Here is a 26971-nt window from a genome sequence, read left to right on the forward strand (position 1 = left end):
AAAATCACTGGTCGTCGATGTCGGTGGCCGGTGCGAGCGGCAGCCGTACCCGGAAGGTGGCACCACCACCCGGCGTCTCGGTCACCTCTACCGTCCCCTGGTGCACGGTCACCAGCGCGGCGACGATGGCCAGGCCGAGACCGGTGCCGGTGTTGCCGTCGGTTCGCCGGGTACGCGAGGCGTCCACCCGGTAGAAGCGCTCGAAGACCCGCTCCGCCTGCTCGGCGGTGAGCCCCGGCCCGGTGTCGGCCACCTCGACCACCGCCAGGTTGCCGGGCTCGGCACGCAGCCGCAACGTCACCGCCGCACCGGGCGGGGTGTGCCGCAGCGCGTTCGTCATCAGGTTGCCGATCACCTGCCGCAACCGGGCGTCGTCGCCGCGTACCACCAGCGGCCCGGAGCCGGGCTCGATCTCCAGCTCGATCCGCCGGTCCGGTGCCGTCGCGCGGGCCGCCGCCACCGCGTCCGCGGCCAGCACCGGCAGCTCCACCGGGGCGAGCGAGAGCGGTCGTTCGCGATCCAGCCGGGCCAGCAGCAGCAGGTCCTCCACCAGCAGCCCCATCCGGGCCGCCTCGTCCTCGATGCGGCGCAGCAGCTCGGAGGTCTGCTCCGGCGCCCGGGCCGCACCCTGACGGTACAGCTCGGCGAAGCCGCGGATGGTGGTCAGCGGGGTACGCAGCTCGTGCGAGGCGTCCGCGACGAACTGCCGCATCCGTTCCTCGGAGCGGCGGGCCCGGGCCTCGGAAGTGCGGGCCCCCTCGGCGGCCTCCCGGGCCGCGGACTCCGACGCCGCCCGGGCGGTGAAGGCCATCTCGATCTGACTGAGCATCGCGTTCAGGGCCCGGGACAACCGGCCCAGTTCCGAGGTCGGGCAGGGTTGGCCGTCCTCCGGGTCCGGGACCCGGCGACTGAGATCACCACCGGCGATGGCGGCGGCGGTGCGTTCGATCTCCACGAGCGGCTTGAGGCTGGTCCGGACGATCGCCGCGCCGATCGAGGCGAGCAGCACCAGCACCGCCCCACCGACCAGCAGGTCGATCCAGATGAGCCGCTTCACCGCCTGTTCCACGTCGGTGAGGTGCTGCCCGATCGCGGCCCACTGCCCGTTGGGTAGCTCGGTGTAGAGCATCCGCCAGCGCACGTCGGTGCCTCGCGCCCGGGTATCGAACGGTTTCCCGGCCAGTTGCTGGAAGCCGGCGGCGTCCTCGGGCCAGTGCGGCAGGTCGGCAGCGTCGAACCGACGTTCGTCGAACCCGTAGTCTTTGACCAACCCGGTGCTGCGGCTGGTCACCACCACCACGTAGTCGGTGGGGATGACCGAGTCGGGCGGGATGTAGACCTCCGCCCAGGGCTTGCCGGCCAGATCGCTCTCGATGGTTTCGACCGCGCTTGTCAGCTCCTCGTCCACCTGGTCGACCAGGTAGCTACGAAGAAAGATCGTGGTCAGTGAGGCGATCACCAGCAACGCGGCGGCGACCAGGGCCAGCACGGCCGCGACGAGCTTGACCCGCAGCGGTACCGCGCGGAGCCGGGTCTTGCCCTGCTGTACCGCGTTCACGCCGCCGGCTTGCGCAGGACGTACCCGACGCCGCGCAGGGTGTGGATCAGCCGGGGATCGGTCGTGTCGACCTTGCGGCGCAGGTACGAGATGTACGACTCGACGATGTTGTCGTCGCCCCGGAAGTCGTAGTTCCACACGTGGTCGAGGATCTGCGCCTTGGACAGCACCCGGTTGGCGTTGAGCATCAGGTAGCGCAGCAGCTTGAACTCGGTCGGCGACAGCTGCACCCGCTGACCGGCCCGGTACACCTCGTGGGTCTCCTCGTCCAGCTCCAGGTCGGCGAAGGTGAGCCGGGCGGGTGCCTGCTCGCCGGTGCTGGTGCGGCGCAGCACCGCCCGGATCCGGGCGGTCAGCTCCTCCAGGCTGAACGGCTTGGTCACGTAGTCGTCGCCGCCCAGGGTGAGCCCACGGATCTTGTCGTCGGTGGCGTCGCGGGCGGTGAGGAAGACCACCGGCGTACGGGTGCCGCCCTCGCGCATCATCCGGATCACCTCGAACCCGTCGAGGTCAGGCAGCATCACGTCGAGCACCACCAGGTCGGGGCGATGATCCCGGGCCGCGCTCAGCGCGGCGCTGCCGCTGGTGGCGGTGGCCACGTCGAATCCCGCGAAGCGCAGGCTCGCGGAGAGCAGTTCGAGGATGTTGGGATCGTCCTCGACGACGAGCAGTCGCGCCTCGGTCTGGGTAGCGGCCATGCCGCCCATCATCCGCGCAGACACTGCGCCTCCGCTGGGCGGATCCTGGAAAAAGCCTGTGAGCGGCAGGACCCGCGCCGCTCACACCACCCGGGTGACCCCGCGCCGACTGTCAGGCGGCCAACGGCAGCTCCCGCTCCGGCTCCCCCGCCACCGCCCCGGGTGACGTCGCGGCCGCGGACCGGGGCGTCACCGGTAGCACCGCCGCTGCCGGTCGCGCCGGCACGCGCACCGGCTGGGCGGGCCCGGCGACCACGGACGCCGGCTGCGCAGCTGGCATCGACGGTACGAGGTGCACGGCCGATTCGGCGACCCGGGCGAGCGCCCGCCGGTCGGTGGAGCGGGCGGGGTGCAGCGGCGCGGCGATGTCGACCCGGACCGTCAGCTTCCGCACCGCGAGCATCCGCCGCACCGAGCGCAGCAGGGTCTCGTCGCCGACGAAGGCCGGGGCCGTGGTGGTCTCACCGGTCACCCCGCAGCGGTAGCCGATCCGCAGCGGCACGACGGGCGCCCCGGCGTCGATCGCCGCCTGGAACATCGCCGGCCGGAAACCGTTCGCCGGCCGGCAGGACGCGGCGCCGCCGCACCAGGTGGTGCCCTCCGGAAAGACCGCGACCGAGCGGCCCGACCGCAGCGCCGAGGCGACCCGGCCCACCGTGGCGGGCAGCCCACGAGGCCGGGAGCGATCCACGAACACGGTGCCGGCCGCGCGGGCGAGCAGGCCGATCAGTGGCCACCGGCGTACCTCCTGCTTGGCCACCAGCCGGGCCGGCGCGACCGCGAGCAGCGCCAGGACGTCCCACCAGGAAACGTGGTTGGCGACCAGCAGGGCCCGCCGTCGGGGCAGCCGACCGCGCACTTCGAGGCGTACCCCGCAGGCGCGGGCCGTGGTCCGGGCCCAACCGCGCAGCGCGGCCTGACGCTCCTGCGTCGGCAGCGCCGGAAGCAGGGCCGCCAGCCCGATGCCGAGTCCGAGCATGCCGAGCAGGCCGGCGGCACGGCCCAGTTGCCGCAGCACCGGGATGGTGGGTGCTTCGCCCGGGCCGGGGAGACAGGCCGGGCCACAGCCGGAGCTGGGCCGCCACAGCGGGCTCACGGTTGCCCGCCGAGGAAGTGCCGCAGATAACGCGGGTTGATCCGGTCCATCGAGAGCAGGACGTAGAAGTCGGCCACCCCGAAGTCCGGGTCGTACGCCGGTTCGCCGCAGACCTGGGCGCCGAGCCGCAGGTAGCCGCGCAGCAGCGGCGGGACCAACCGGGCCGATCCGGCGATCGTCTCGGTCGGCACACCCGGTTCGGCGAACCAGGGGCGCAATGGCCGGACCCGCAGCTGCGGGGGTGCCAGGTGCTTCGCCCGGGTCTGGGCCCAGACCTCGGCGGCGGCGAGGCCACCGTCGGCCACCGGCACGGAAGCACACCCGCCGAGCCAGCGCAGCCCGCGCAGGTGCAGGTAGCGGGCGATGCCCGCCCACATCAGGTTGATCACCGCCCCGCTGCGGTGCGCGGGGTGCACGCAGGACCTGCCGGCCTCGACCAGTTGGGTCCGCAACGGATCGAGCGCGCTCAGGTCGAACTCGCCCGCCGCGTATCGGCGGCTGGTCCGTCCCGGCGGAAGCAGCCGGTACGTGCCGACCACCTCCCCACTACTCTCCTGGCGCACCACCAGGTGGTCGCAGTACGTGTCGAAGACATCGCGGTCGAGGCCCGCCGCGTCGAGGGACACGGTGGCGCCCAACTCGCCGGCGAACACCTGATGACGCAGGCGTTGCGCGGCCTCGACCTGGCTGGGGCTGTCGGCGATCGAGAGGATGTAGCCGCTGGTCGTCAGTGCGACGTCCACGGCTGGCAGAACGGCCATGCCTTCTGTGTAGCGCCCGGTCGGTTGCCGGCCATGGTGACCAGCGATGTCGATCCGGTGAACGCCGGTCGGCGGCCGGTGGCCGACCCCGCCGCGCCGGGCGGCGGCGACGGCGTGCGAGGCTGCCGGTGTCGGCGACGAGGCCACGCGGGCGGAGGGGCTTGATGATCATCGAGGGACGCTTCAACGGACCACCGGGCTCGGGCAACGGCGGTTGGAGCGCCGGGGTCTTCGCCACCGCGTACGGCGGGCACGGTCCGGTCGAGGTGACCCTGCGCCGGCCGCCGCCGCTGGATACGCCGCTGAGCCTGGTCGACGCACAGGTGCTCGACCCGGCCGGCGAGGTGATCGCGCAGCTGCGCCCGGCGGGCGATCTCGGCGAGGCCGTCCCTCCGGTGGACCTGGCGTCCGCCCGGGCCGCGTCGGCGGCGTACCCGGGGCTGGTGGAGCATCCGTTCCCCGGCTGCTACGTCTGTGGTCCGCAGCGCGCCGACGGCCTGCGGATCTTTCCGGGTCGGCTGCCGGACGGCCGGACGGCCGCGCCGGTACGGGCACCCCGGCAGGTCGTCCCCGCCACGGTCTGGGCCGCCCTGGACTGCCCCGGCGGCTGGGCGGTGATCGGTGCCGGCCGGCCGTACGTGCTGGGCCGGATCGCGGCCCGGATCGAGGCGCTGCCCCGCCCCGACGACGAGTGCGTGGTGACCGGTGCGGTGATCGGCACCGAGGGCCGCAAGGCGCTCGTGCACACCAGCCTGTACGCCCCGGACGGCCACCCGCTCGGTCACGCCCGGGCGACCTGGATCGCCGTGTAGACCCGGCGGTCGATCGGCTCGTACCTGGGGATGAGACGTCTCCTGCCTGAGACGGACCACGATTTCCCGAACGAGCCCGATTGAATTACTTGACCATTAACGTCACGCTGTGCAACGGCGCATCCCGGCGCCACACGGGAGGAGAACGATGACCGACGGGCGACCAAGCCCCACCAACGACGCCCAGATCGTGGTTTCCGGTCTGACCAAGCGGTACCGCAACGTGCTCGCGGTCAACAACCTGTCGTTCACGGTCGAACCGGGTCGGGTCACCGGCTTCCTCGGCCCGAACGGTGCGGGTAAGACCACCACCCTGCGGATGCTGCTGAACCTGGTCACCCCGACCGCCGGCACGGCCACCATCGGCGGTCGGCGCTACCCCGACCTGGCCGACCCGCTGCGGCACGTCGGCGCGGTGCTGGAGGCGTCCAGCGCGCACAAGGGGCGCACCGGAGTCAACCACCTGCGAGTGATCTCCGCGGCCGCCGGGCTGCCGCGGGAGCGGGCCGACCAGGCGTTGGAGCTGGTCGGGTTGACCCCTGCGGCCAAGCGCAAGTTCAAGGGTTACTCGCTGGGCATGAAGCAGCGGCTCGGCATCGCCGCGGCGATGCTCGGTGACCCCCGGGTGCTGATCCTCGACGAGCCGGCCAACGGCCTGGACCCGGAGGGCATCCGGTGGATGCGCGGGTTCCTCAAGGGCCTGGCCGCCGAGGGCCGCACCGTGCTCGTCTCCAGCCATCTGCTCTCCGAGATGCAGTTGCTGGCCGACGACGTGGTGATCATCGCTGCCGGACAGTTGGTCCGGCAGGGTCCGGTGGAGCAGGTGATCGGGTCGATGGCGCAGGGCGTCCGGGTGCGGGTGCGCACTCCACAGGCCGAGGCGCTGACCGCCGCGCTGCAGGGCGGGCCGGCCACGGTGGAGAACGACGGGCAGGGTGCCCTGCTGATCGGCGGGGTCGACGCGCCGACGGTGGGTCGGACGGCCCTGACCGCCGGGGTGGAACTGCATGAGCTGACCACCGAACGACCCGACCTGGAACGCGTGTTCCTGGAACTGACGGCCGGAAAGGCGGGCATCCGATGAGCAACCTTGTCCGCTCCGAACTACTCAAGATCCGTACGACCAGCACGTGGTGGTGGTTGGCCATCGGGGCGTTCCTGTCGATCGCCATGGCCTTCGCCTTCAACGCGTGGCTGGCCACCGAGACGCTCAGCGGCGGCGGCGAGGAGTTCGGTTACACCGGCGACGCCGCCTCCGCGCCCGGCCAGGCGGCGAACCTCTACACCTCGGGGCAGTACCTGGGTTTGTTGTTCGTGATGCTCATCGGCATCCTCATGGTCACCAACGAGTTCTTCCACCAGACCGCGACCACGACGTTCCTGGCCACCCCGCGACGCACCTCGGTGATCGTCAGCAAGCTCGTCGCGGCCAGCCTGCTCGGCTTCGCGTTCTGGCTGGTGACCACGATCATCGACCTCGCCGCCGGTGCGACGTTCCTGTCCCTCAACGACTACGGCACCCAGCTCGGCGAGTGGGAGGTCCAGCGGGCCCTGCTGCTCAACCTGATGGCGTACGCGATCTGGACGGTGCTCGGCGTGGGCATCGGCACGCTGATCACCAACCAGTTGGGCGCGGTGATCACCGCCTCGGTGCTCTACCTGATCGGCACCCAGGTGGTCGGGCTGCTCTTCCTGCTGCTGGCCAACGTGCTGGACAACATGGCCGTGATCAAGTGGCAGGTGATCTGGCCGGCCGCCGCCTCCCAGGTCATGATCACGCCGGGTGAGAACGAGATGCTGCCCGCGTGGTGGGTCGGCGCGCTCGTACTGGTGGGCTACGCCGTGGTCAGCGGCGTGGTCGGGATCCTCCTCACCCGACGCCGCGACATCTCCTGAAAACGGGGCGGCCGACTCGGGTCGCCCCCGCCCCCGACGGGCCCGGTGCACCGGTGGACAGCCGGCGCGCCGGGCCCGTCGGCCATAGCAGCGATCAAGGGAATACGCAGCGCTTACCGAACTTCTGGCATCTTCTGTGAATCCGACCACGGGACGGAGGCGGAAATGCCCCGGAGTCGGCTACGGCGTAGCCTGGGAACCGTCCTGTGCGCCCGTCCCGGCGCATCGGGCACCGCGTGACATACAAACCCGCGTGAAAGAGGCGATTACCGGCCGTGTCGACCCAGCAGACTTCGCAGGAGAACCCACTGGCGGGTTTCGGCCCGAACGAGTGGATCGTCGAGGAGATGTACCAGCGCTACCTCGCCGATCCCCGCAGCGTCGACCCGGCCTGGCACGACTTCTTCGCCGACTACCGGCCCGGTCAGAGCACAGCGGGCACCGGTGACGGGCGGCCGGCCACCACCGAGGCCAAGGAGGCCACCCCGGCCAGGACCGAGACGGCCGCCAAGAGCGAACCAGCGGCCAAGGCCAAGTCCGAGCCGACAGGCAAGGGCGAACCGGCAGGCAAGGGCGACCGCCAGACCGCGGCGGAGACCTCGAAGCCGGCGTCCGCCGCGGCCAAGCCGGCCACCGCGAAGCCGGCCACCGCCAAGCCGGCCGCCGCCAAGGCCGAACCGACGAAGAGCCAGCCGGCCCGGACCGCACCCACCGCCAACGGGCCACAGACCACGCCGCTGCGCGGAGTGGCCGCCAAGATCGTCCAGAACATGGACGCGTCGTTGGCCGTACCGACCGCGACCAGCGTCCGAGCCGTGCCGGCCAAGCTCCTGGTCGACAACCGCATCGTGATCAACAACCATCTCGCCCGGGGACGCGGCGGCAAGGTCAGCTTCACCCACCTGATCGGCTACGCCCTGGTGCGGGCGCTCGTCGCCCATCCCGAGATGAACAACTCCTTCGCCGAGGTCGACGGCAAGCCGGTGATGGTCCGCCCCGAGCACGTCAACCTGGGCATCGCCATCGACCTGACCAAGCCGGACGGCAGCCGTAACCTGGTGGTTCCCTCCATCAAGGCCTGCGAGCAGATGGACTTCCGGCAGTTCTGGCAGGCGTACGAGGACGTCGTCCGGCGTGCCCGTCGCAACGAGCTGACCATGGAGGACTACTCCGGCACCACCATCTCGCTGACCAACCCGGGCGGCATCGGCACCGTGCACTCCATGCCGCGACTCATGCAGGGCCAGAGCGCGATCATCGGCGTCGGTGCCATGGAGTACCCGGCGCCGTACCAGGGCATGAGCGAGGCCACCCTGGCCGAACTCGCGGTCAGCAAGGTCATCACGCTGACCAGCACGTACGACCACCGGATCATCCAGGGCGCGCAGTCCGGCGAGTTCCTCAAGGTCATGCACGAGCTGATGCTCGGCGAGCACGGCTTCTACGACCAGATCTTCACCTCGCTGCGGATCCCCTACGAGCCGGTGCGCTGGATGCGCGACGTCGCGGTCGACAGCGAAGGTCAGATCAACAAGACCGCCCGGGTCCACGAGCTGATCCACTCCTACCGGGTGCGCGGTCACCTGATGGCCGACACCGACCCGCTGGAGTTCAAGATCCGTAAGCACCCGGATCTGGACGTCCTCCAGCACGGGCTGACCCTGTGGGACCTGGACCGCACCTTCCCGGTGAACGGCTTCGCCGGCCGTCAGCGGATGAAGCTGCGGGAGATCCTGGGGGTGCTGCGCGACTCGTACTGCCGCCGGGTCGGCATCGAGTACATGCACATCCAGGACCCGGCCGAGCGCCGCTGGATCCAGGAGCGGGTCGAGCGCAAGTACGAGAAGCCGCCGGCCGGCGAGCAGAAGCACGTACTCAACCGGCTCAACGCGGCCGAGGCCTTCGAGACCTTCCTGCAGACCAAGTACGTCGGCCAGAAGCGCTTCTCGCTGGAGGGTGGCGAGTCGCTCATCCCGCTGCTCGGTGAGGTGCTGGAGAACGCCGCCGAGGGCGGGCTGGACGAGGTCGTCATCGGCATGGCCCACCGGGGTCGACTCAACGTGCTGGCCAACATCGTCGGTAAGCCGTACGAGAAGATCTTCTCCGAGTTCGAGGGACACCTGGACCCACGCTCCACCCAGGGCTCGGGCGACGTGAAGTACCACCTGGGCCAGAACGGCAAGTTCACCACTCCCGACGGCGACCACGCCGTCAAGGTGTCGGTGGTGGCGAACCCGTCCCACCTGGAGGCCGTCAACCCGGTGCTGGAGGGGATCGTCCGGGCCAAGCAGGACCGCATCGACCTCAAGCTGGAGGGCTACACCGTGCTGCCGCTGGCGGTGCACGGTGACGCGGCCTTCGCCGGCCAGGGCGTGGTGGCCGAGACGCTGAACCTCTCCCAGCTGCGCGGTTACCGCACCGGCGGGACGGTCCACGTGGTGGTCAACAACCAGGTCGGCTTCACCACCGCCCCGGAGTACAGCCGCTCCAGCCTCTACAGCACCGACGTGGCCCGGATGATCCAGGCCCCGATCTTCCACGTCAACGGCGACGACCCGGAGGCCGTGGTCCGGGTGGCCCGGCTCGCCTTCGAGTACCGCCAGGCGTTCAACAAGGACGTCGTCATCGACCTGGTCTGCTACCGGCGGCGCGGGCACAACGAGGGCGACGACCCCTCGATGTCCAACCCCCAGATGTACCGGATCATCGACTCGAAGCGCTCGGTCCGCAAGCTCTACACCGAGGAGCTGATCGGGCGGGGCGACATCACCGTGGAGGACGCCGAGGAGCTGCTGCGCGACTACCAGGCGCAGCTGGAACGGGTCTTCAAGGCCACCCGCGACGCGGCCAGCACGCCACGGCAGCTGAGCCGTCCACCCCGGCAGGACGAGCCCGAGCCGCAGGTGGAGACGGCTACCGAGGCGTCGGTCATCAAGGCCGTCGGTGAGGCGCACGTCAACCTGCCCGACGGTTTCACGCCGCACAAGCGGATCCGGCAGCTGCTCGACCGGCGGGCCCGGATGGCCGTCGAAGGCAACATCGACTGGGGTTTCGGCGAGATCATCGCCTTCGGTGCGCTGCTGCACGACGGGGTGACCGTCCGGCTCGCCGGGCAGGACTCGCGCCGCGGCACCTTCGTGCAGCGGCACGCCTCGATCGTCGACGCGGAAACCGGCGACGACTACCTGCCGTTGCAGTCGCTCACCGCCGACGGCGAGCGGTCCCGGTTCTTCGTGCACGACTCGCTGTTGAGCGAGTACGCCGCGATGGGCTTCGAATACGGCTACTCGGTGGAGAACCTGGAGGCGCTGGTCTGCTGGGAGGCGCAGTTCGGCGACTTCGTCAACGGCGCCCAGTCCGTGATCGACGAGTTCATCTCCTCGGGCGAGGTGAAGTGGGGCCAGCGTTCCGCGGTGACCCTGCTGTTGCCGCACGGCCACGAGGGTCAGGGACCGGACCACACCTCCGGTCGCCCGGAGCGCTTCCTCCAGCTCTGCGCCGAGGACAACATGCGGGTGGCGAACCCGACGACGCCGGCGAACTACTTCCACCTGCTGCGCCGGCAGGCGTTGTCGCCCAAGCGCAAGCCGCTCGTGGTGTTCACGCCCAAGTCGCTGTTGCGGCACAAGCTCTGCGTCTCCTCGGTGGAGGACTTCACCACCGGCGGCTTCTCCCCGGTGCTGGCCGACCCGGCGGCCGGCAACCCCGAGCGGGTCAAGCGGGTGCTGCTCTGCTCGGGCAAGGTCTACTACGACCTGTTCCAGGCCCGGCAGGAGCGTGGCATCAGCAACACGGCGATCATCCGGCTGGAGCAGCTCTACCCGATGCCGGTGGAGGAGATCCGGGCCGCGCTCGCGCAGTTCCCGAACGCGGAGGACTTCGCCTGGGTGCAGGAGGAGCCGGCCAACCAGGGTGCCTGGTCGTTCGTCGCGCTCAATCTGCTGGAGCACCTCGACGACGTCCGGCTTCGCCGCATCTCCCGTCCGGCCGCCGCAGCGCCGGCGGTCGGGTCGGCGAAGATGCACGAGGTCGAGCAGACCGCGCTGATCGAGGCGGCACTTCCCCGCCCCTGACGAGAACTCACCCGGTCCCGTCCCGCCGCAGGGTGGGACGGGACCGGACGACTTCACCGGGGCTCCGGTGAGGAAGCGAGAAAATCGATGTACTTCACCGACCGGGGCATCGAGGAACTGGTCGAGCGGCGCGGCGACGAGCAGGTCAGCCTGGAGTGGCTGGGCACGCGGCTGCGTGACTTCGTCGACCTGAACCCGGAGTTCGAGACCCCGATCGAACGGTTCGCCACCTGGCTGGCCCGGCTCGACGACGAAGACGAAGACTGATCACTTGTCCACCACCCGCGCGGTCGCCCGGCCTCGACGCGGGCCGTCGCCGAGCGTGCCCGCGATCGTGTCCGGTCGCCGGGCGGCCGTGGCGGCCGGCGTCGCCCTGGCATTGCTGCTGGCCGGGTGTTCCGACGAACCCGTTCCACCTCGGTCACCCGACCCGGTCGGCTCCGCGCCGCCGCCCGTGCCCTCGGTGTTCTATCTCGACCCGGCCAATCCGGCCGAGGCGGAGGCACAGCGGCGCGCGGCCCGGGGTGACTCGACCGCGGCGGAGGCGCTGCGGTCGATCGGCAGCCGGCCCAGCGCCAAGTGGCTGACCGGCGACGCGGCGCGCGACGAGGTCGACGCCTTCCTGGGGCAGGCCGCGATCGCGGGCCAGACACCCGTGCTGGTGGTGCACAACGTGCCGCAGCGCGACTGCGGCCGGCAGGGCGAGGGTGGCGCCCGTACCGGCGCGGAGTACCAGGCGTGGATCCGCGATGTCGCGGCCGGTGTCGCCGGCCGCCCGGTGATCGTCGTCCTCGAACCGGGTGCGCTGCCCGACGCGGTGGCCGGCTGTGTCCGCGACGCCGCCGGCCGGCTCGCCCTGCTGCGCGACGCGGTCACCGTGCTCGCCAGCACCGGCAGGGCCCGGATCTACCTCGATGCCGGGCATCCGGGGTGGATCCGCGACGTCGAGGCGTTGGCGGCAGCCCTGCGCCAGGCCGGCGTCGATCAGGCCGACGGGTTCGCGCTCAACGTGGCGAACTTCGTCCGCACCACGGACAACGTCACCTACGGCCACCGGATCTCCGACGCACTCGGCGGGGACACCACGTTCGTCGTCGACACCAGCCGCAACGGCAACGGCCCCTACCCGGCCGAGCGCGTCGGCGGTGCGCCGAGTTGGTGCAACCCGCCGGGCCGGGCGATCGGCGAGGAACCCACCGCCGACCCCGGCCTACCGCGGGTCGACGCCCTGCTCTGGATCAAGTTCCCCGGCGAGTCCGACGGCGACTGCCGTCCCGGCGAACCCCCCGCCGGCCAGTTCTGGCCCACCTACGCCATCTCGCTCATCGCCCCCTGAACAACCCGTTGATCATGAGGTTAGCGCCAACAAAACGGACAAAATTTGCCGCTAACCTCATGATCAACGAGGGCTGGCGGGGGTGGGGGTGGGGGTGGGGGTGGGGGGCAGGCCGGTGCGGCGGAGTTTCTGCCAGCCTAGGCGGCCGCCGGTGAGGGCGGTGGTCACGGACTGGATCATCACCAGGTACATCAGCTGGCGGTAGACGAACTGCTGCAATGGGAGCACCCACAGCACGCTGAGCTTCTCCCGGTCCAGGCGGAACGCGACCACGGCGGTGAGCGTCTGCACCGCGAGCATGACCAGCCAGGCCACCGCCGTCGCACTCCGGTCGAGGAAGAACAGGCCGTAGAGCGCGAGTAGATCGATCACCGGCGCCAGCAGCGGCAACAGCACCCCGAACAGGCTCAGGAACAGCAGGCAGCGACGGGTGAAGCGGCCGGAGGCGCCCCGGTCGACAAGCGAGCGGCGGTGTTTCCACATCGCCTGCATGGTGCCGTAGCTCCACCGGTACCGCTGCTTCCACAACTGCCCCAGCGTCGCCGGGGCCTCCGTCCAGGCCCGGGCCGTCTCCTCGTAGACCACCTTCCAGCCGGCGCGGCCGAGCGCCATGGTGATGTCGGTGTCCTCGGCCAACGTGTCGTCGGTCAGGCCACCGGCGTAGCGCAGCGCCTGCCGGCGGAAGGCGCCGATGGCGCCGGGCACGGTGGACATGCAGCGCAACGTCTCGTACAGCCGACGGTCGAGGTTGAAGCCGATGACGTACTCGATGTGCTGCCACTTGGCGATCAGGCTGTCGCGGTTGCCCACCTTGACGTTGCCGGCGACCGCGCCGACCTGCGGATCCGCGAAGGGTTGGACGAGCCGTCGCACCGAGTCGCGCTCGAACACGGTGTCCCCGTCGACCATCACGATCAGTTCGTGCCGGGCCAGCGCCACTCCGGTGTTCAGCGCGCTCGGCTTGCCGCCGTTGGGCTTGCGGACGACCCGGACGTTGGTCAGCCGGAGCGCCTCGACGATCTCCGCCGTGCCGTCGGTGGAGCCGTCGTCGACGACGATCACCTCGATGCCGCCCGGATGGTCGCCACCGGCCAGCGAGCGGACGGCCGCGGCGATCCCCTCCTTCTCGTTGTACGCGGGCACGATCACCGAGACCGGCTCGGTCACCGGCGGACCCCAGGCCCAGTCGGGGGCGCGGCGCCGCCGGGCGTGCCGGCCGGCGAGCACGAGCAGCAGGACGGTACGGCCCACCGTCAGCACGCCCACCGCCAGGAAGATGAACCCGAGCCAACCCAGCGTCCGGTCCGCGCCCTGCACCCCCCAGATCAACATCCGGCCGCGCCAGCGCTCCCCCGCACCGGCCGGCTGGCCGGTGTCGACCCGGTGGTCGACGCCGGCCTCGGCCAGCGCGAGGTTCAGGCCACCGGTGACGGTGACGAAGCGGTAGCCGCGCTCCTTCATCAGCGGGATGAACCGGTCGAGCGCGGCGACGGTCTGCGCCCGTTCGCCGCCCGCGTCGTGCCAGAGCGTGACCGCTCCCGAGTATCCGGGCGGCGTGGCGTTGGCGAGGATCTGCTCCACGCCGGGCAACGCCCAGTCCCGGCTGTCGGTGTCGTTGAGCACGTTGAGATAACCCAGCTCGCCGGCCTGGGCGAACACCGGCCAGTCCAGATCGTCGATGGCCTGGGCGTAGGAGGAGTACGGGAAGCGGATCAGCGAGGTACGGACTCCGGCCGCGCTGGCAATTGCCAACTGGGTCTGGGCGTACTCCATCCGTCGCCGCCAGTCGGGCAGCACGGTCAGGTCCGGGTGCGTGAAGGTGTGCACGCCGATCTCGTGGCCGTCGGCGGCCAGTTCCCCGACCAGTTCCGGATGACGGGCCACCTGCGAACCGACCACGAAGAAGGTCGCCGGCACCTGATGGGCGGCCAGCACCCGCAGCACCTCGCGGGTCCAGACCGGGTCGGGACCGTCGTCGAAGGTGAGCGCGACGGTGCGTGGCGGCAGTCGGTACGACCGGGTCCGCCCACCGGCGCTACTGATGATCGGGCCACCGGCGACCACCGCCGCCGGCACCTCGCGCTGCCCCTGGTGGCTCTGCTGACGATCCGGCGCGAAGGACGCGTTGGCGTACGCGCCGACGAGCAGCACGGCGGCCAGCACCGCACAGAGGACGCCGAAGAGGGTCCAACTCGGCGGCGGCACGACGCGGCGACCGCGTACCGGCCGGCGGGACCGCCGCGCCGGCGATTCAGTCATCGGCGGGGGCGGCCTCGTCGGCGCCGTCCGATGGAGCGACGCTCGGCGACGCCGGTGCCGTGGTGGACGGCTCGACGCTGGGGGTGACCACGGGTGCGGTCGACCGGGAGGGTCGCGGTGACGCGGGTGACGTCGGTGGCGACGAGGCGGCGCGACTGGGTGGCACCGGGAGACTGGTCGCCGTCCGGGCTGCCCGGGACGGGGTGGCCTGCGGGCGCGGCACACCACCGCCCGTGGTCCGGGGAGCCGCCGTGCTCGGCGGTGCCTCCACGACGGGAATCGACGGGGCCGGCGGTGGTTGCCAGGGCTGGCGGGTCGGCTCCACGAAGGGCAGCACCGTGTCGGCGTTCACCGGGCCGCCCGCGAAGCTCGCCACGACCAGGCCGGTGTAGAGCAGGCCCACCAGACCCAGGGCGTACCCGATCCAGCGCAGCCGGGATCGACGTCGGCCGCTCGGATCCACGAAGACCGGCGGCGGCTGGGCCACGGCGGTCATCACGGTGGTGGGGCTGTCCCCCGGCACCACCACCGTGGGGGCGTCCACCACCGGCGGCAGCATGACCGTTACCGCGTCCGGCACCGCCGGCTGCACCACCGTGGGCGCGTCGACCACCGGCTGCACCACCGTCGGCGCGTCCGGCACGGCCGGCTGCCCGGGGGTCGGAGCACCGAACACGACCGGCGGCACCACCGCAGGCGCGTCCGGTACGGCCGGTCGCACCTCTGTCTGGGCCTCTGCCACGGCGGGCGGCACCATCGTCGGTGCCGGTGCGGCCGCTGGCGTCGCGGCCGGTTCGGTGGCCGTGGTCCGCTCGGGTCCCCGCCCGCCGTCGGCCGCATCGGCGCTGGTCAGCGGGTCCGCAGTCATGCCGGGAGTCTAGGAGTGAACAATTCTCGACTTAGTCGGGGAGCCCGGCGATGGGACGGAGATCGCAGGTCACCCGACGAACGGCGCGGCCGCGTGAGCGTCGATGCGCGGAGGGTGAGCACCGCCTCGACCGGTAGGCGACCCGGCGCCTCGACCCGGCTCCCCGTGGCTCGCCGAAACCGGCCGCGAGCAGGTCGAACGTACCGGCTGCGCTCGTGCCGGCGGCGGTAGGGACCGGATGGTCCGGCTGCCGCCCCTGGTCGGTCGGGCCGAAATAAAGATCTTCCTGGCCGAGCCGGAGGTCAGCCGGACGCTCGTCGGACGGGTGGTCACCGGACGGCCCGGGTGGGCGGGCCCGAGGACCCACGCGAGAACCACCCTGATCTTGTAGCGTGAGTGCCGTGGCCCGGAGCGTTTACCTGACCAGTGTCGGCTCGGGCGGGGGGAAGTCGACGATCGCCCTCGGCCTCGCCGAGTTGCTGTCCCGGCAGGTCGGCGGGATCGGCGTGTTCCGGCCGCTGGTCGCGCAGGATCGCCCCGACCCGATCCTGACCCTGCTCAGCGAGCGTTACCGGGTGGGCCTACCGGTGGCGGACCTGAATGGCACCACGTACGCCGAGGCCACCGCCCTGGTCGCCGACGGTCGTCGGGAAGAACTGATCTCCCGGATCGTCGAGCGGTACCGGGAGGTGGAGCGGCGGTTCGCGGCGATGGTCGTGGTGGGCAGTGACTTCGCCACCGCCGGTGACACCGCCGGCCCACGTGAGCTGGCCTTCAACGCCCGGCTGGCCACCGAGTTCGGCAGTGTCGTGGTACCGGTGGTCGACGGTTACGGGCAGCAGCCGTCGGCGATCGCGGCAGCCGCCCGAGGCGCCTACCACGATCTCGCGGACCTCGGCGCGACCGTGCTCGCGGTGCTGGCCAACCGGGTTCCCGGGGCGATGGCGTTGCCCCGGTTGCCGGTTCCCGCGTACGCCATCCCGGAGGTGCCGAGCGTGTCCGCACCGACGGTGGCGGAGGTGGCGGGCGCGTTGGGTGCCACGCTGCTGGCCGGGGACGAGACCGCGCTCGCCCGCGACGTGCTCGACTACGTCGTCGGCGCGGCGCACGTGCCGACCCTGCTGGAACACCTGACCGAGGGCGCACTGCTGATCATGCCCGGTGACCGGGACGATCTGCTGGTGGCGGCGAGCGCCGCGCACGTGGCCGGGCAGGTGTCGCTGGCCGGGTTGGTGCTCACTCTCGGGGTGCCGCCCGCCCCCCGGGCGATGCGTCTGGTGGAGGCACTGAACGCCCGACTCGCGGTGCTCTCGGTAACCAGCGACAGCTATCACACGGTGGCCGCGTCGAGCCGGATCGAGGGCCGGCCCAGCACCGGGAACCCCCGGAAGGTGGAGGCCGCGCTGGGCGCCTTCGAGGCGCACGTGGACACCGTCGAGCTGGCCGGCCGGCTCCGGGTCAGCCGGTCCGCTCGGGTCACTCCGTTGATGTTCGAGTACGACCTGATCGACCGCGCCCGGGCCGGACGGCGACATCTGGTGCTGCCGGAGGGCACCGAGGAACGGATCCTGCGCGCCACCGAGATCCTGTTGCGCCGGGGAGTCGCCGACCTGACCCTGCTCGGCCGGTCGGACGAGGTGGCCCGGCGGGCCCGGGAGCTGGGGTTGGACATCGGCGAGGCGCGGGTGGTGGACCCGGCGAGCAGCCCATGGCGCGACGAGTTCGCCGAGGCGTACGCGAAGCTGCGCGCGCACCGGGGTGTCACCGCCGAGCTGGCGCACGACATCGTCGCCCAGCCGAACTACTTCGGCACCATGATGGTGTGGGCGGGCCACGCCGACGGCATGGTTTCCGGCGCCACGCACACCACGGCGGCGACCATCCGGCCGGCCTTCGAGATCGTCAAGACCATGCCGGAGGTCTCCGTCGCCTCGAGCGTCTTCTTCATGCTGCTCGCCGATCGGGTGCTGGTCTACGGCGACTGCGCGGTCAATCGTGATCCGGACGCCGCCCAGCTCGCCGACATCGCCATCTCCTCGGCGGACACGGCCGCCCGGTTCGGCATCGAGCCCCGGGTGGCGATGCTGTCGTACTCCACCGGTGCTTCGGGCGCGGGCGAGGACGTGGAGAAGGTGGCGGCGGCCACCGAGTTGGTCCGGCAACGCCGACCCGAACTGGCCGTCGAGGGTCCGATCCAGTACGACGCGGCCATCGACCCGGCCGTGGCGGCCACCAAGCTGCCGGGCAGCGCGGTCGCCGGCCGTGCGACGGTCTTCATCTTTCCCGACCTGAACACCGGCAACAACACGTACAAGGCGGTACAGCGCTCGGCCGGGGCGGTGGCCGTCGGGCCGGTCATGCAGGGCCTGCGCCGGCCGGTGAACGATCTCTCCCGGGGGGCCACCGTGCCGGACATCGTCAACACCGTGGCGATCACCGCCATCCAGGCCGCCGCGCTCGCCGAGGTGCAGCCGTGAGCAAGGTGCTGGTGCTCAACAGCGGATCATCGTCGATCAAGTACCGGCTGTACGACGGCGAGCGCGTACTGGACCGGGGCACCGTGGAACGGATCGGCGAGCCCGGCGGCGGTCCGAGCGACCACACCGGCGCGATCCGGCAGATCCTGGACGGCCTGGACCTGACCGGCCTCACCGTGGTGGGGCACCGGGTGGTGCACGGCGGCCGGCGGTTCACCGCACCGACGCTCGTCGACGACGCGGTACTGGCCGCCATCACCGACCTGGTGCCACTGGCCCCCCTGCACAACCCGGCGAACCTCGCCGGCATCGAGGTGGCCCGCCAGGCCCTGCCGGAGGTACCGCAGGTCGCCGTCTTCGACACCGCGTTCCACCACACGCTGCCCGACTCCGCCGCCACCTACGCCATCGACCGCGCGGTGGCGCAGCGGTACTCGATCCGACGGTACGGCTTCCACGGAACCTCACACGCGTACGTGTCCCGACGCACGGCGGAGCTGCTGGACCGGCCGTACGAGGAGCTCAATACGATCACGTTGCACCTGGGCAACGGCGCCAGCGCGTGCGCGGTGGCCGGCGGGCGAAGCGTCGCCACCTCGATGGGCATGTCGCCGTTGGAGGGCCTGGTGATGGGTACCCGCAGTGGCGACCTCGATCCCACGATCGTGTTCCACCTGCGCCGCGAGGGCGGCCTGGGCGTCGACGAGATCGACGATCTGCTCAACCACCGCAGCGGCCTGCTCGGGCTCAGTGGGGTCAACGACATGCGCGAACTGCTCGCCCGCCGGGCGGCCGGCGACGAGGCCGCGACGCTCGCCTTCGACGTCTACTGCCGCCGGATCACCGGCTACGTGGGGGCGTACTACGCGTTGCTTGGTCGGGTGGACGCGGTCACCTTCACGGCCGGGGTCGGCGAGCACGCGGCACCGGTACGCACGGCGGCGCTGGCCGGACTCGGCCGGCTCGGCATCACGGTCGACCCGGACCGCAACGACGGCCGCGGCGACCGGTTCATCTCACCGGACGGCGCGGAGGTCGCCGTGTGCGTCATCGGCACCGACGAGGAGCGGGAGATCGCCCGCGCCGCCCGGGCCGTGGTCACGGCCCGCGGCTGACGCCCCGACCGGTCAGCCGAAGGCGAGCCAGGTGGCGAGGGCGAGCAGTACCGCGGCGACCACGGCCGCTCCGATGATCAGACCGGTACGCGACGCCGTCTCCGCCGGAGCGGCCTCCGGGTTGGCGAAGGCGCGGAACGCCTCGGTGTTGCCGCTCGGGTCGGTGTAGTTCTCAGCCATGCCGGGAACCTTAGCGAAACTGGTCCAGCCCTCCGTGCCCTGGACCAGGGCCGGGCACAATCGGAGTCATGTCACGTCGTGCTGCCGCTGCTCTGGTCGCCACTGCCCTCGTCGCCAGCGCTCTGGTCGGGTGTTCCGCCGACCGTGAGCCCACCGAAGGGGCGGGAACGCCCACACCGGAGGCCACCGCGACTGCCGCGCCGTCAGCACCGGCGATCCCCGCCGGCAGCGCCCCGGACGGCACCTTCGCGCTCGGCGTACGACAGCTCAAGCTGAACCGCGACGGCGACCGGCCGCTGCCGGTGACGGTCTGGTATCCAGCGACCGGCCGGGCCGGGGGAAAGCCGACAAGTGGTGCCGACGCCGCCGACGGCAAGTTTCCGGTGATCATGTTCAGCCACGGCCTCGGCGGCCGTCCCGACGACTACCAGGCGCTGCTGACCCGATGGGCGTCCGCCGGTTTCGTGGTGGCCGCGCCGACCTTCCCGAAGACCTCCCGCGGCGGGGACGAGCCGAACGTGCTCGACGTGCTCAACCAGCCGGCCGACGTGTCGTACGCGCTGACCCGGGTGCTCGCCCTCGACGCCCGCGACGGTGACCCGCTACGCGGGCGGTTGGCCACCGACCGGGTGGCCGCCGCCGGCCACTCGGCGGGCGGGGTCACCACCATCGGGCTGTTCACCGCCGGCCGCGACGAGCGGCTGGCCGCCGGAATCGTCTTCGCCGGTACCGGCCTGGGGGTGGGCACCGCGTTCGCCGGTGCCGCCGCTCCCCAGCTGTTCGTGCACGGCGAGGCCGACGAGGTGGTGCGGTACGCCGCCGGCAAGGCGGTGTACGACAAGGTGCCGTGGCCCAAGGCGATGCTGAGCCTGCCCGACGGCGACCACGGCCGCGCCCTGCTGCGCGGCGAGGGTGCCGCGCTGCGGGTCGTCGCCGAGACCACCACCGAGTTCCTGCGGTGGACGCTCTACGGCGACGCCGAAGCCCGCAAGCGCATCCCCACCGCCGCCTCCCGCGACGACATCGCCACCCTCGACGACAACCTGTAGGCGGCGCGCGGAACTCACGCGGTGTGGTCGACGACCACCTTGCCGAAGACGTCACCGGAGTGCAGCCGGGCGAACGCGTCGCCGACGCGGCTGAACGGCACCACGCTGTCGACCACGGGACGCACTCCCCGCTCAGCACAGAACGCCAGCAGGGCGGCCAGTTCGTCGGGCGTGCCCATCGAGGTGCCCAGGATCTCCAGTTGCATGGCGAAGACCCGGCGCAGGTTGACGGTGGGCTCGTGGCCGGCGGTCGCACCGGAGACCACGATCCGGGCACCCAGGGCGGCCGACTTCAACGAGTGGTCGAAGGTGGCCGCACCGACCGTCTCGATCACCACGTCCACTCGTTCGGGCAGCCGCGCGCCCGGTTCCACGGCGGTCGCGCCCAACTCGGTGATGCGGTCGCGCTTGGCGGCGTCGCGGCTGGTCGCGTACACCCGCTTGCCCATCGCGGCGGCCAGCACGACGGCCGCGGTGGCCACGCCACCGCCGGCGCCCTGGACCAGGACCGCGTCGGCGTCGTCGACCCGACCCTTGGTGGTGAGCATCCGCCAGGCCGTCAGCCAGGCCGTCGGCAGGCACGCGGCGTCGGTCGCCGGCAGCCCCGCCGGCAACGGCAGCAGGTTCGACCGGGGTACGGCCACCCGCTCCGCGAGCGTGCCGGGGAAGTGCTCGGAGAGGATGGACATCCCGCGCGGGTCGCCCGGTGTCGGCACGACGGGGTACACGACCACCTCGTTGCCGTCCGGGTCCACCCCGGTCGCGTCGCAGCCGAGGATCATCGGCAACTGCTCGGCGCGGAGCCCGACGCCGCGCAGTGACCAGAGGTCGTGGTGGTTGAGCGAGCTGGCCGTGACGCGCAGCGGCACCCAGCCGTCGTCGGGCAGGCTCGGCTCGGGCTGTTCACCGACGGTGAGCGCGGCGAGCGGGTCGGCGTCGTCGAAACGGGAGGCGAAGGCGGCACGCATGATCCGCACCGTAACAAGCTGAGCGCCCGTTAAGAAGGGCCCTGCGCGTGGGTGACAGGGCCCTTCGCACAACTCAGGCGCGGGCCACGCCGTCCCGGCGGGCCGCCTCGGCCACCGCGTCGGCGACCGCCGGTGCCACCCGGGGGTCCAGCGGCGAGGGCACGATGGCCTCGGGCGTGAGCGATTCGGCCACCACGGAGGCGATCGCGTCGGCCGCGGCGACCTTCATGCCGTCGGTGATCCGGCTGGCTCGGGCCTCCAGCGCACCCCGGAACACGCCCGGGAAGGCCAGCACGTTGTTGATTTGATTCGGGTAGTCACTGCGGCCGGTGGCGACCACCGCGACGTGTCGGGCAGCCACCTCCGGATCCACCTCCGGAGTGGGGTTGGCCAGCGCGAACACGATGCCACCCGGGGCCATGCCGGCGACCGCCCGTTCCGGGATCAGCCCGCCGGAGACCCCGATCAGCACGTCGGCGTCGCGCAGCGCCTCGGTGACGTCGCCGTGCCGGCCGTCGGCGTTCGTCAGTTCGGCGAGTTCGGCCTTCGTCCCCGTGAGGCCGGTGCGTTGCCGGGAGATGATGCCCCGGGAGTCGCAGACCACCACCCGCTCCGGGTCCACGCCACCGGCCACCAGCATCCTGGTCACCGCCACGCCGGCCGCTCCCGCGCCACTGACGGCCACCCGCAGGTCGCCGAGCTTGCGGTTGAGCAGCGTCGCGGCGTTGCGCAACGCGGCCAGCACGACGATCGCGGTGCCGTGCTGGTCGTCGTGGAAGACGGGGATGTCCAGCGCCTCGTCGAGTCGCCGCTCCACCTCGAAGCAGCGGGGAGCGCTGATGTCCTCCAGGTTGATGCCGCCGAACGACGGCGCGAGCGCGGTGACCACCGCGACGATCTCGTCGACGTCCTGGGTCGCCAGGCAGACCGGTACCGCGTCGACCCCACCGAACTGCTTGAACAGCACGGCCTTGCCCTCCATCACGGGCAGCGCGGCGCTCGGGCCGATGTTGCCGAGACCGAGTACGGCCGAGCCGTCGGTGACGACCGCGACGGCGCGCGAGGCCCAGGTGTAGTCGTGGGCGAGGGTCGGGTCGGCGGCGATCGCCTCGCAGACCCGGGCCACACCCGGGGTGTACGCGAGGGACAGGTCGTCCCGGCTGGTCAGCGGCACGGTCGAGACGACGGCCATCTTGCCGCCGCGGTGCAGTTGGAAGACGGGATCAGCAGGGTCCACGGTGGACGAAGACATGGTGACTCCAGAAGAATCGAGCAACTGGGCCGGCCGGTCGGGCGCACGGTGAGGCGAGCGAGCGGCGGCGGTGCGGGGGGTCACCCGGGCACTTCCGAGCATAGTCACGCCCGAGGGTCCAGTATGTGAGCAGGTTCATAACGGTCTTGGCGGCACCCGGCCGGGTCGGGGCCAGTACCGGGCCACCACCCGGCCGCACACGTCTGCCACTCCGTACGCGCGGGAGTCGTCGGTGACCAGGCCGTTGTCACCGGCCAGCCACCAGCCGCCGTCGACGGGGCGGACCGCCCGCTTGACCACCAGCAGGTCCGGTCGGCTGCGGAACACCGCGATCACCACGTCACCGGGCCGGGTCGCCCGGCCGCCCCGGCGCACCAGTACCGCGTCGCCGTGGCGCAGCGTGGGTGCCATGGACGGTCCGGTCACCAGCACGGCCGACAGCGGCCACCGCAGCCGGGGGGCGGGCACGGGTTTCACCTCCAGCGGCCTCGGGGACCACCGTCCAGGAGTAATGTCGTCTTGGATCATCGCAAACTTCCCATGGAGGATCCCGATGCGACTTCCACGCATCCTTGCGCCCCGCGTGAGCGCCAGCGCCCACTGTGACCTGCCCTGCGGTGTCTACGACCCCGCGCAGGCCCGCATCGAGGCCGAGTCGGTGAAAATGATCTGCGAGAAGTACCAGGCCAACACCGACCCGGAGTTCCGCACCAGGGCCATCCTGATCAAGGAGCAGCGGGCCGAACTGGTCAAGCACCACCTCTGGGTGCTGTGGACCGACTACTTCAAGCCCCCGCACTTCGAGAAGTACCCGCACCTGCACCAGCTCTTCAACGAGGCCACCAAGCTCGCCGGGGCGGCCGGCGCCAAGGGTGCCACCGACCCGACCAAGGCGGACGAGCTGCTCCAGAAGATCGACGAGATCTCCAAGATCTTCTGGGAGACCAAGCAGGCGTGACCTCGCCCGCGGACGGCACCTGAGGTTGATTCATCGCGTCGGCGGTCGACGTGTCCCTCGCGGACGCGTCGACCGCCGACGCGTTGGTCCTCGGCCTCGCTCCCGTACGGCTCTCCGCTGTGGTTCACCCGTGCCGCTCGAACGCCGCGCTGAGGCGTCGTCAACCGTTTGGCGGCCCGAGCGGGTAGAGTCCCCGACCGGGGGGATGAGTGGTGACTCAACTGACCGGCCAGCCGACGACCGATGACGACATCGTGCACCTCACCGTGCCCGCGGACGGCGGCTATCTGAGCGTTCTCCGTACCGCCACCGCCGGCCTCGCGGCCCGTCTCCAGTTCGCCCTGGACGAGATCGAGGACCTGCGCATCGCGGTCGACGAGGCGTGCGCGATGTTGCTCGCCATCGCCGCCGCGGATGCCGAACTGGACTGCCGCTTCTCGGTCACCGAGGACGCGCTGACCGTCGAGGTGACCGTGCCGACGGTGCCCGGTGCCCGGCTGCCGGCGGAGTCGTCGTTCGCGTGGAAGGTGCTCACCGCGCTGACCACCTCGGCGGGGGCGCGAGCGGCCGACGGCCGGGCGACCATCTCGCTGCTCACCCGGCGCGCCTCCGGTTGGTGACCGGGGGGTCCCGGTCAGGTCACTCGAAGCCCAGAGCGCGGGTGGTCGGCGGGCTCACCAGCAACCAGGTGACGCCGACGCCGAGCGCGATCAGCGGCACGCCGAGCCAGCCGAGCCCGCCCTGGATCATGAACCAGCCGATCGGCAACAGCATGAGCTGAAGCACGATGGCCGGCGCGCGGGCACCGGCCCGCCGGCGCAGCAGTGCGCCGCCCAGCGCCCAGAGGGCAGCCGCGGCACCGATGGCGAAGGCCGTCACCAACAGCGCCGACGTCAGGTCGGTGGTGGTGGCGGTCAGATCCGCGAAGATCAGCCAGGCGGCGACCAGCCCGACGGCGACCGCCTGGCCGCGCAGTAGCCGGACCGCCCAACGCAGCGTGACGGGGGCCGGGTCGGAGTCGATGGTCACGCGGTCACGATACCGGTGGCGGTGCGGGGTATTGTGCCGCCCATGCGGGCCGTCCTGCTGGTCAATCCGAAGGCCACCACCACCAGTGAGCGTGCGCGTGACGTCCTCGTCCGAGCGCTGCGCAGCGAGGTCGACCTCTCCGTGCGGTACACCCGCCAGCGCGGCCACGCCACCACGCTGGCCCGGGAGGCCGCCGAGGAGGGCGTCGACGCGGTGGTCACCCTCGGTGGCGACGGCACGGTGAACGAGGTGGTCAACGGCCTGATGACCGCGACCACCGCCGGTGGTGCCGAACCGACCGCCGACCGGCTGCCGGCCCTGGCCACCGTGCCGGGCGGTTCGACGAACGTCTTCGCGCGGGCGCTCGGCCTGCCCCGGGAATGGCCGGAAGGCGCCAGCATGATCATGGAGGGACTGCGGCTGGGCCGGCGCCGCACGATCGGCCTCGGCCGGGCCGACGACCGCTACTTCACGTTCTGTGCCGGCTTCGGGCTCGACGCGTCGGTGATCCACCGGGTCGAGGAGGCGCGCCGCCGGGGCCGGGTCTCCTCCCCCTCGCTCTATTTCCGCGCCTTCAGCGCGCAGTTCCTACTGGGCAGCGAGCGCCGGCATCCGGCGATCCAGTTGGAGCGCCCGGGCGAGGCGACCGAGGGTGAGCTGGCCACGATCATCGTGCAGAACACCGCCCCGTGGACGTACGTCGGGGACCGAGAGGTCAACCCGAATCCGGCCGCGTCGTTCGACCTGGGGCTCGACGTGCTGGCCCTGCGCCAGCTAGGCGTCGCCAGCACGACACGCACCGTGACGCAATTCTTCTCGCCGACGCCCGATCCGCGCGGTCGCCAGGTGCTGCGGCTGCACGACGTGGCCGAGTTCACGCTGGTCGCGAGCCGTCCGCAGGCGTTCCAGCTCGACGGCGACTATCTTGGCGAGCGGGAAAAAGTCAGATTCACAAGCGTTCCCGCCGCACTCAGAGTAATCTGTTAGGTCTCCGGTACCACCGGGGTGAGGTGGTCGGCGGCAACCCCCGGCGCGACGACTGCGACACCCGGGACGGATGCCGGAAATGTCAGCAATGTTCGGCGGACTGTACTATATTGATCCTCGACTGTGGTACGACGGGTAGCCGGAGAGATCTGGAACCCGGACAAATGGGTTGTGGGCTTGCTCACCGTCCGGAGTTTTTCCGAGCGTCACCCTTGACATCGCGTGAGTTCGTGAAAGTATTCACAAGCAAACTTGAGTTACCGGGACATTGCCTGGACATGCTCGGCACGTTGAGCTTTTCCAGCAGGCCCCCGGGGCCAACAGCCTGCTCACGCACTGCCGAAATGGCGGACGCGAACCGTCACCGTCGGCAATGCGGATGCATATAGGAAAAGCACCAACAAGCAACATCTGCCACCCATCCAGAATGAGGAGTGTTGCCGCCATGGACTGGCGTCACCATGCTGTCTGCCGCGACGAGGACCCGGAGCTGTTCTTCCCGATCGGGACGTCCGGTCCGGCTCTCCTGCAGGTCGAGCAGGCCAAGGCCGTCTGCCGGCGCTGCTCCGTGACCGACCAGTGCCTGCAGTGGGCGCTGGAATCCGGTCAGGACGCTGGCGTCTGGGGCGGGATGAGCGAGGAGGAGCGGCGCGCCGTCAAGCGTCGCGGCGGCCTCCGGGTGCTGCGCGCTCACTCCGCCTGACCACCACACACGTACGAAGCGAGACGCCCCGGCCGGCCAAGCCCGCCGGGGCGTTCTGCTGCCCGCTCATGATCCCCACAACTTCTCTGACAGTGCTGGGTCGACGGGAAATGAGGCCGCAACAACCCTGAAGTTGCACGGCCCCCGAGCAGCAGAGAGTCGTCAGGTGGGAGTGGTTCGGCGGAGGATCAGGTCCACCAGGTCCGGCGCGTCGGTCAACGGGGACGCCACGGCGATCGCGCCAGCCGCCCGGGCAGACGCCGTCACCGCATCGTGGAACAGCCCGGGGGCCAGGAAATAGGCGGCGACGGCCACCCGTCGCGCGCCAGCCGCCCGGAGCCGGGTCACCGCCGCGCCGGCATCCGGCGGTGCCGCCGAGGCGTACGACACCCGGGCCGGAAGGTTCAGGGCCGCGCCCAACGCGGCGGCCACCCGGCCGACAGATCCGCGCGCCGCGGCGTCCCTGGTTCCCGCGGCAGCCAGCACCACAGCGTCACACGCCCCCGGCTCCGCCTCGTCCAGCCGTCGCCGCAGCCCGGCCAGCAGCGCCGGGTCCACCTCGCCCCCCACCGGCCCGAGCACGTCGGTGACCCGCACCTGGATCGGTGGCCCGGCTCGCTGGGCCGCTGCCACGGCCGCCGGGATGTCGACCCGACGGTGGTACGCGGCGGTCAGCAGCAGCGGCACCAGAACCGCCCGGGAATGCCCGGCCGTGGCCAGCCCCTGTAGCGCCTCGGTCGGGCCGGGCTCGGTGTGGTCGAGCCAACTCGCCAACACCGGCGCACCCGGGCGGGCGGCGGCGACCGCCCGAGCCAGTGCCCTGGTCGCGCCGGCCGCGCGCGGATCGCGGCTGCCATGGGCGACCAGCAGCAGCGGCTCGCCAACCGGCCCGGAAG

At 71.6% G+C, this 26971-nt stretch carries 25 protein-coding genes; 13 read left to right on the forward strand and 12 right to left on the reverse strand.

Annotation, left to right across the window (positions count from 1 at the left end):
• Window positions 1-4: 4 nt before the first annotated feature.
• From O7605_RS04985 to O7605_RS05000, 4 genes are all read right to left on the reverse strand, one after another.
• Window positions 5-1558, reverse strand: coding sequence for a sensor histidine kinase (locus O7605_RS04985; protein ID WP_269738121.1), 1554 nt, complete (start codon window positions 1556-1558; stop codon window positions 5-7).
• Complete coding sequence (locus O7605_RS04990) at window positions 1555-2256, reverse strand: response regulator transcription factor (protein WP_099853003.1); 702 nt, start codon at window positions 2254-2256, stop codon at window positions 1555-1557. Before O7605_RS04990 ends, O7605_RS04985 begins: the two co-directional genes overlap by 4 nt.
• A 112-nt stretch (window positions 2257-2368) precedes the next feature.
• Complete coding sequence (locus tag O7605_RS04995; protein ID WP_269738122.1) at window positions 2369-3352, reverse strand: lysophospholipid acyltransferase family protein; 984 nt, start codon at window positions 3350-3352, stop codon at window positions 2369-2371.
• The gene (locus O7605_RS05000; protein WP_269738123.1) at window positions 3349-4113 is read right to left on the reverse strand and encodes a GNAT family N-acetyltransferase; all 765 of its coding nucleotides are present in this window, start codon (window positions 4111-4113) and stop codon (window positions 3349-3351) included. Before O7605_RS05000 ends, O7605_RS04995 begins: the two co-directional genes overlap by 4 nt.
• A gap of 164 nt (window positions 4114-4277) precedes the next feature.
• Here O7605_RS05000 and O7605_RS05005 point away from each other — a divergent pair, with 164 nt between their 5' ends.
• The 6 genes from O7605_RS05005 (at window position 4278) to O7605_RS05030 (ending at window position 12230) form a co-directional block, all read left to right on the forward strand.
• On the forward strand, window positions 4278-4925 hold the full coding sequence (locus tag O7605_RS05005) for a hypothetical protein (RefSeq protein ID WP_269738124.1): 648 nt from the start codon (window positions 4278-4280) through the stop codon (window positions 4923-4925).
• Window positions 4926-5073: 148 nt separating this feature from the next.
• The gene (locus O7605_RS05010) at window positions 5074-6009 is read left to right on the forward strand and encodes an ABC transporter ATP-binding protein (RefSeq protein ID WP_269738125.1); all 936 of its coding nucleotides are present in this window, start codon (window positions 5074-5076) and stop codon (window positions 6007-6009) included.
• Window positions 6006-6821 carry an ABC transporter permease gene (locus O7605_RS05015; RefSeq protein WP_269738126.1) on the forward strand — a complete coding sequence of 272 codons (816 nt, stop codon included), beginning with the start codon at window positions 6006-6008 and terminating at the stop codon, window positions 6819-6821. The genes O7605_RS05010 and O7605_RS05015 overlap by 4 nt, the downstream gene beginning before the upstream one ends.
• Before the next feature lie 275 nt (window positions 6822-7096).
• On the forward strand, window positions 7097-10894 hold the full coding sequence (locus O7605_RS05020) for a multifunctional oxoglutarate decarboxylase/oxoglutarate dehydrogenase thiamine pyrophosphate-binding subunit/dihydrolipoyllysine-residue succinyltransferase subunit (RefSeq protein WP_269738127.1): 3798 nt from the start codon (window positions 7097-7099) through the stop codon (window positions 10892-10894).
• 87 nt (window positions 10895-10981) lie between these two features.
• The gene (locus O7605_RS05025) at window positions 10982-11161 is read left to right on the forward strand and encodes a DUF6104 family protein (RefSeq protein ID WP_269738128.1); all 180 of its coding nucleotides are present in this window, start codon (window positions 10982-10984) and stop codon (window positions 11159-11161) included.
• 4 nt (window positions 11162-11165) lie between these two features.
• Window positions 11166-12230, forward strand: coding sequence for a glycoside hydrolase family 6 protein (locus O7605_RS05030; RefSeq protein WP_269738129.1), 1065 nt, complete (start codon window positions 11166-11168; stop codon window positions 12228-12230).
• Between the two features lie 63 nt (window positions 12231-12293).
• Here the strand turns inward: O7605_RS05030 and O7605_RS05035 are convergent, their stop codons facing one another.
• Both O7605_RS05035 and O7605_RS05040 read right to left on the reverse strand, forming a co-directional pair.
• The gene (locus tag O7605_RS05035) at window positions 12294-14489 is read right to left on the reverse strand and encodes a bifunctional polysaccharide deacetylase/glycosyltransferase family 2 protein (RefSeq protein ID WP_269738130.1); all 2196 of its coding nucleotides are present in this window, start codon (window positions 14487-14489) and stop codon (window positions 12294-12296) included.
• Complete coding sequence (locus O7605_RS05040; RefSeq protein WP_269738131.1) at window positions 14482-15357, reverse strand: hypothetical protein; 876 nt, start codon at window positions 15355-15357, stop codon at window positions 14482-14484. The genes O7605_RS05035 and O7605_RS05040 overlap by 8 nt, the downstream gene beginning before the upstream one ends.
• A gap of 392 nt (window positions 15358-15749) precedes the next feature.
• On the opposite strand from O7605_RS05040, the gene pta reads away from it, so the two are divergent.
• Together pta and O7605_RS05050 are read left to right on the forward strand one after the other, a co-directional pair.
• Complete coding sequence (gene pta, locus O7605_RS05045) at window positions 15750-17834, forward strand: phosphate acetyltransferase (RefSeq protein ID WP_269738132.1); 2085 nt, start codon at window positions 15750-15752, stop codon at window positions 17832-17834.
• Entirely contained in the window at window positions 17831-18949 is a 1119-nt protein-coding gene (locus tag O7605_RS05050; RefSeq protein ID WP_269738133.1) for an acetate/propionate family kinase, read from the forward strand. Before pta ends, O7605_RS05050 begins: the two co-directional genes overlap by 4 nt.
• Before the next feature lie 12 nt (window positions 18950-18961).
• On the opposite strand, the gene O7605_RS05055 is transcribed toward O7605_RS05050, so the two are convergent.
• Window positions 18962-19129 carry a hypothetical protein gene (locus O7605_RS05055; protein WP_269738134.1) on the reverse strand — a complete coding sequence of 56 codons (168 nt, stop codon included), beginning with the start codon at window positions 19127-19129 and terminating at the stop codon, window positions 18962-18964.
• A 68-nt stretch (window positions 19130-19197) separates the two neighbouring features.
• Here O7605_RS05055 and O7605_RS05060 point away from each other — a divergent pair, with 68 nt between their 5' ends.
• The gene (locus O7605_RS05060) at window positions 19198-20178 is read left to right on the forward strand and encodes an alpha/beta hydrolase family protein (RefSeq protein ID WP_269738135.1); all 981 of its coding nucleotides are present in this window, start codon (window positions 19198-19200) and stop codon (window positions 20176-20178) included.
• A 14-nt stretch (window positions 20179-20192) separates the two neighbouring features.
• Here O7605_RS05060 and O7605_RS05065 read toward each other — a convergent pair whose 3' ends face one another.
• The 3 genes from O7605_RS05065 to O7605_RS05075 form a co-directional block, all read right to left on the reverse strand.
• Window positions 20193-21155, reverse strand: coding sequence for a zinc-binding dehydrogenase (locus tag O7605_RS05065; protein ID WP_269738136.1), 963 nt, complete (start codon window positions 21153-21155; stop codon window positions 20193-20195).
• A 64-nt stretch (window positions 21156-21219) separates the two neighbouring features.
• Window positions 21220-22398, reverse strand: a complete 1179-nt coding sequence (locus tag O7605_RS05070; protein ID WP_269738137.1) for an NAD(P)-dependent malic enzyme — start codon at window positions 22396-22398, stop codon at window positions 21220-21222.
• A 135-nt stretch (window positions 22399-22533) separates the two neighbouring features.
• Window positions 22534-22926 (reverse strand): S24/S26 family peptidase, encoded by a 393-nt coding sequence (locus O7605_RS05075; RefSeq protein WP_269738138.1) that lies wholly within the window; start codon window positions 22924-22926, stop codon window positions 22534-22536.
• 25 nt (window positions 22927-22951) lie between these two features.
• Here O7605_RS05075 and sodN point away from each other — a divergent pair, with 25 nt between their 5' ends.
• Both sodN and O7605_RS05085 read left to right on the forward strand, forming a co-directional pair.
• Complete coding sequence (gene sodN / locus O7605_RS05080) at window positions 22952-23356, forward strand: superoxide dismutase, Ni (protein ID WP_093405250.1); 405 nt, start codon at window positions 22952-22954, stop codon at window positions 23354-23356.
• Window positions 23357-23568: 212 nt separating this feature from the next.
• Window positions 23569-23976, forward strand: coding sequence for an anti-sigma regulatory factor (locus O7605_RS05085; protein ID WP_164447716.1), 408 nt, complete (start codon window positions 23569-23571; stop codon window positions 23974-23976).
• A gap of 19 nt (window positions 23977-23995) precedes the next feature.
• On the opposite strand, the gene O7605_RS05090 is transcribed toward O7605_RS05085, so the two are convergent.
• Window positions 23996-24385, reverse strand: coding sequence for a hypothetical protein (locus O7605_RS05090; protein ID WP_269738139.1), 390 nt, complete (start codon window positions 24383-24385; stop codon window positions 23996-23998).
• Window positions 24386-24427: 42 nt separating this feature from the next.
• On the opposite strand from O7605_RS05090, the gene O7605_RS05095 reads away from it, so the two are divergent.
• Window positions 24428-25372 carry a diacylglycerol/lipid kinase family protein gene (locus tag O7605_RS05095; RefSeq protein ID WP_269738140.1) on the forward strand — a complete coding sequence of 315 codons (945 nt, stop codon included), beginning with the start codon at window positions 24428-24430 and terminating at the stop codon, window positions 25370-25372.
• 445 nt (window positions 25373-25817) lie between these two features.
• A complete protein-coding gene (locus O7605_RS05100; RefSeq protein ID WP_007072794.1) occupies window positions 25818-26075 on the forward strand; it encodes a WhiB family transcriptional regulator in 258 nt (85 codons plus the stop codon).
• A 162-nt stretch (window positions 26076-26237) separates the two neighbouring features.
• Here the strand turns inward: O7605_RS05100 and O7605_RS05105 are convergent, their stop codons facing one another.
• Entirely contained in the window at window positions 26238-26948 is a 711-nt protein-coding gene (locus tag O7605_RS05105) for a sirohydrochlorin chelatase (RefSeq protein WP_269738713.1), read from the reverse strand.
• Window positions 26949-26971: the final 23 nt, after the last annotated feature.

Source organism: Verrucosispora sp. WMMA2121 (assembly GCF_027460185.1).
GTDB classification, from domain to species: Bacteria; Actinomycetota; Actinomycetes; order Mycobacteriales; family Micromonosporaceae; genus Micromonospora; species Micromonospora palythoicola.

Excerpts from the sequence above, each read along its gene's own strand:
- O7605_RS04990 (WP_099853003.1), bottom strand. The coding sequence starts at position 2,256 with ATGGCCGCTACCCAGACCGAGGCGCGACTGCTCGTCGTCGAGGACGAT.
- O7605_RS05000 (WP_269738123.1), bottom strand. The coding sequence starts at position 4,113 with ATGGCCGTTCTGCCAGCCGTGGACGTCGCACTGACGACCAGCGGCTAC.
- O7605_RS05005 (WP_269738124.1), top strand. The coding sequence starts at position 4,278 with ATGATCATCGAGGGACGCTTCAACGGACCACCGGGCTCGGGCAACGGC.
- O7605_RS05010 (WP_269738125.1), top strand. The coding sequence starts at position 5,074 with ATGACCGACGGGCGACCAAGCCCCACCAACGACGCCCAGATCGTGGTT.
- O7605_RS05015 (WP_269738126.1), top strand. The coding sequence starts at position 6,006 with ATGAGCAACCTTGTCCGCTCCGAACTACTCAAGATCCGTACGACCAGC.
- O7605_RS05025 (WP_269738128.1), top strand. The coding sequence starts at position 10,982 with ATGTACTTCACCGACCGGGGCATCGAGGAACTGGTCGAGCGGCGCGGC.
- O7605_RS05035 (WP_269738130.1), bottom strand. The coding sequence starts at position 14,489 with ATGACTGAATCGCCGGCGCGGCGGTCCCGCCGGCCGGTACGCGGTCGC.
- O7605_RS05040 (WP_269738131.1), bottom strand. The coding sequence starts at position 15,357 with ATGACTGCGGACCCGCTGACCAGCGCCGATGCGGCCGACGGCGGGCGG.
- O7605_RS05055 (WP_269738134.1), bottom strand. The coding sequence starts at position 19,129 with ATGGCTGAGAACTACACCGACCCGAGCGGCAACACCGAGGCGTTCCGC.
- O7605_RS05060 (WP_269738135.1), top strand. The coding sequence starts at position 19,198 with ATGTCACGTCGTGCTGCCGCTGCTCTGGTCGCCACTGCCCTCGTCGCC.
- O7605_RS05070 (WP_269738137.1), bottom strand. The coding sequence starts at position 22,398 with ATGTCTTCGTCCACCGTGGACCCTGCTGATCCCGTCTTCCAACTGCAC.
- O7605_RS05075 (WP_269738138.1), bottom strand. The coding sequence starts at position 22,926 with ATGATCCAAGACGACATTACTCCTGGACGGTGGTCCCCGAGGCCGCTG.
- sodN (WP_093405250.1), top strand. The coding sequence starts at position 22,952 with ATGCGACTTCCACGCATCCTTGCGCCCCGCGTGAGCGCCAGCGCCCAC.
- O7605_RS05095 (WP_269738140.1), top strand. The coding sequence starts at position 24,428 with ATGCGGGCCGTCCTGCTGGTCAATCCGAAGGCCACCACCACCAGTGAG.
- O7605_RS05100 (WP_007072794.1), top strand. The coding sequence starts at position 25,818 with ATGGACTGGCGTCACCATGCTGTCTGCCGCGACGAGGACCCGGAGCTG.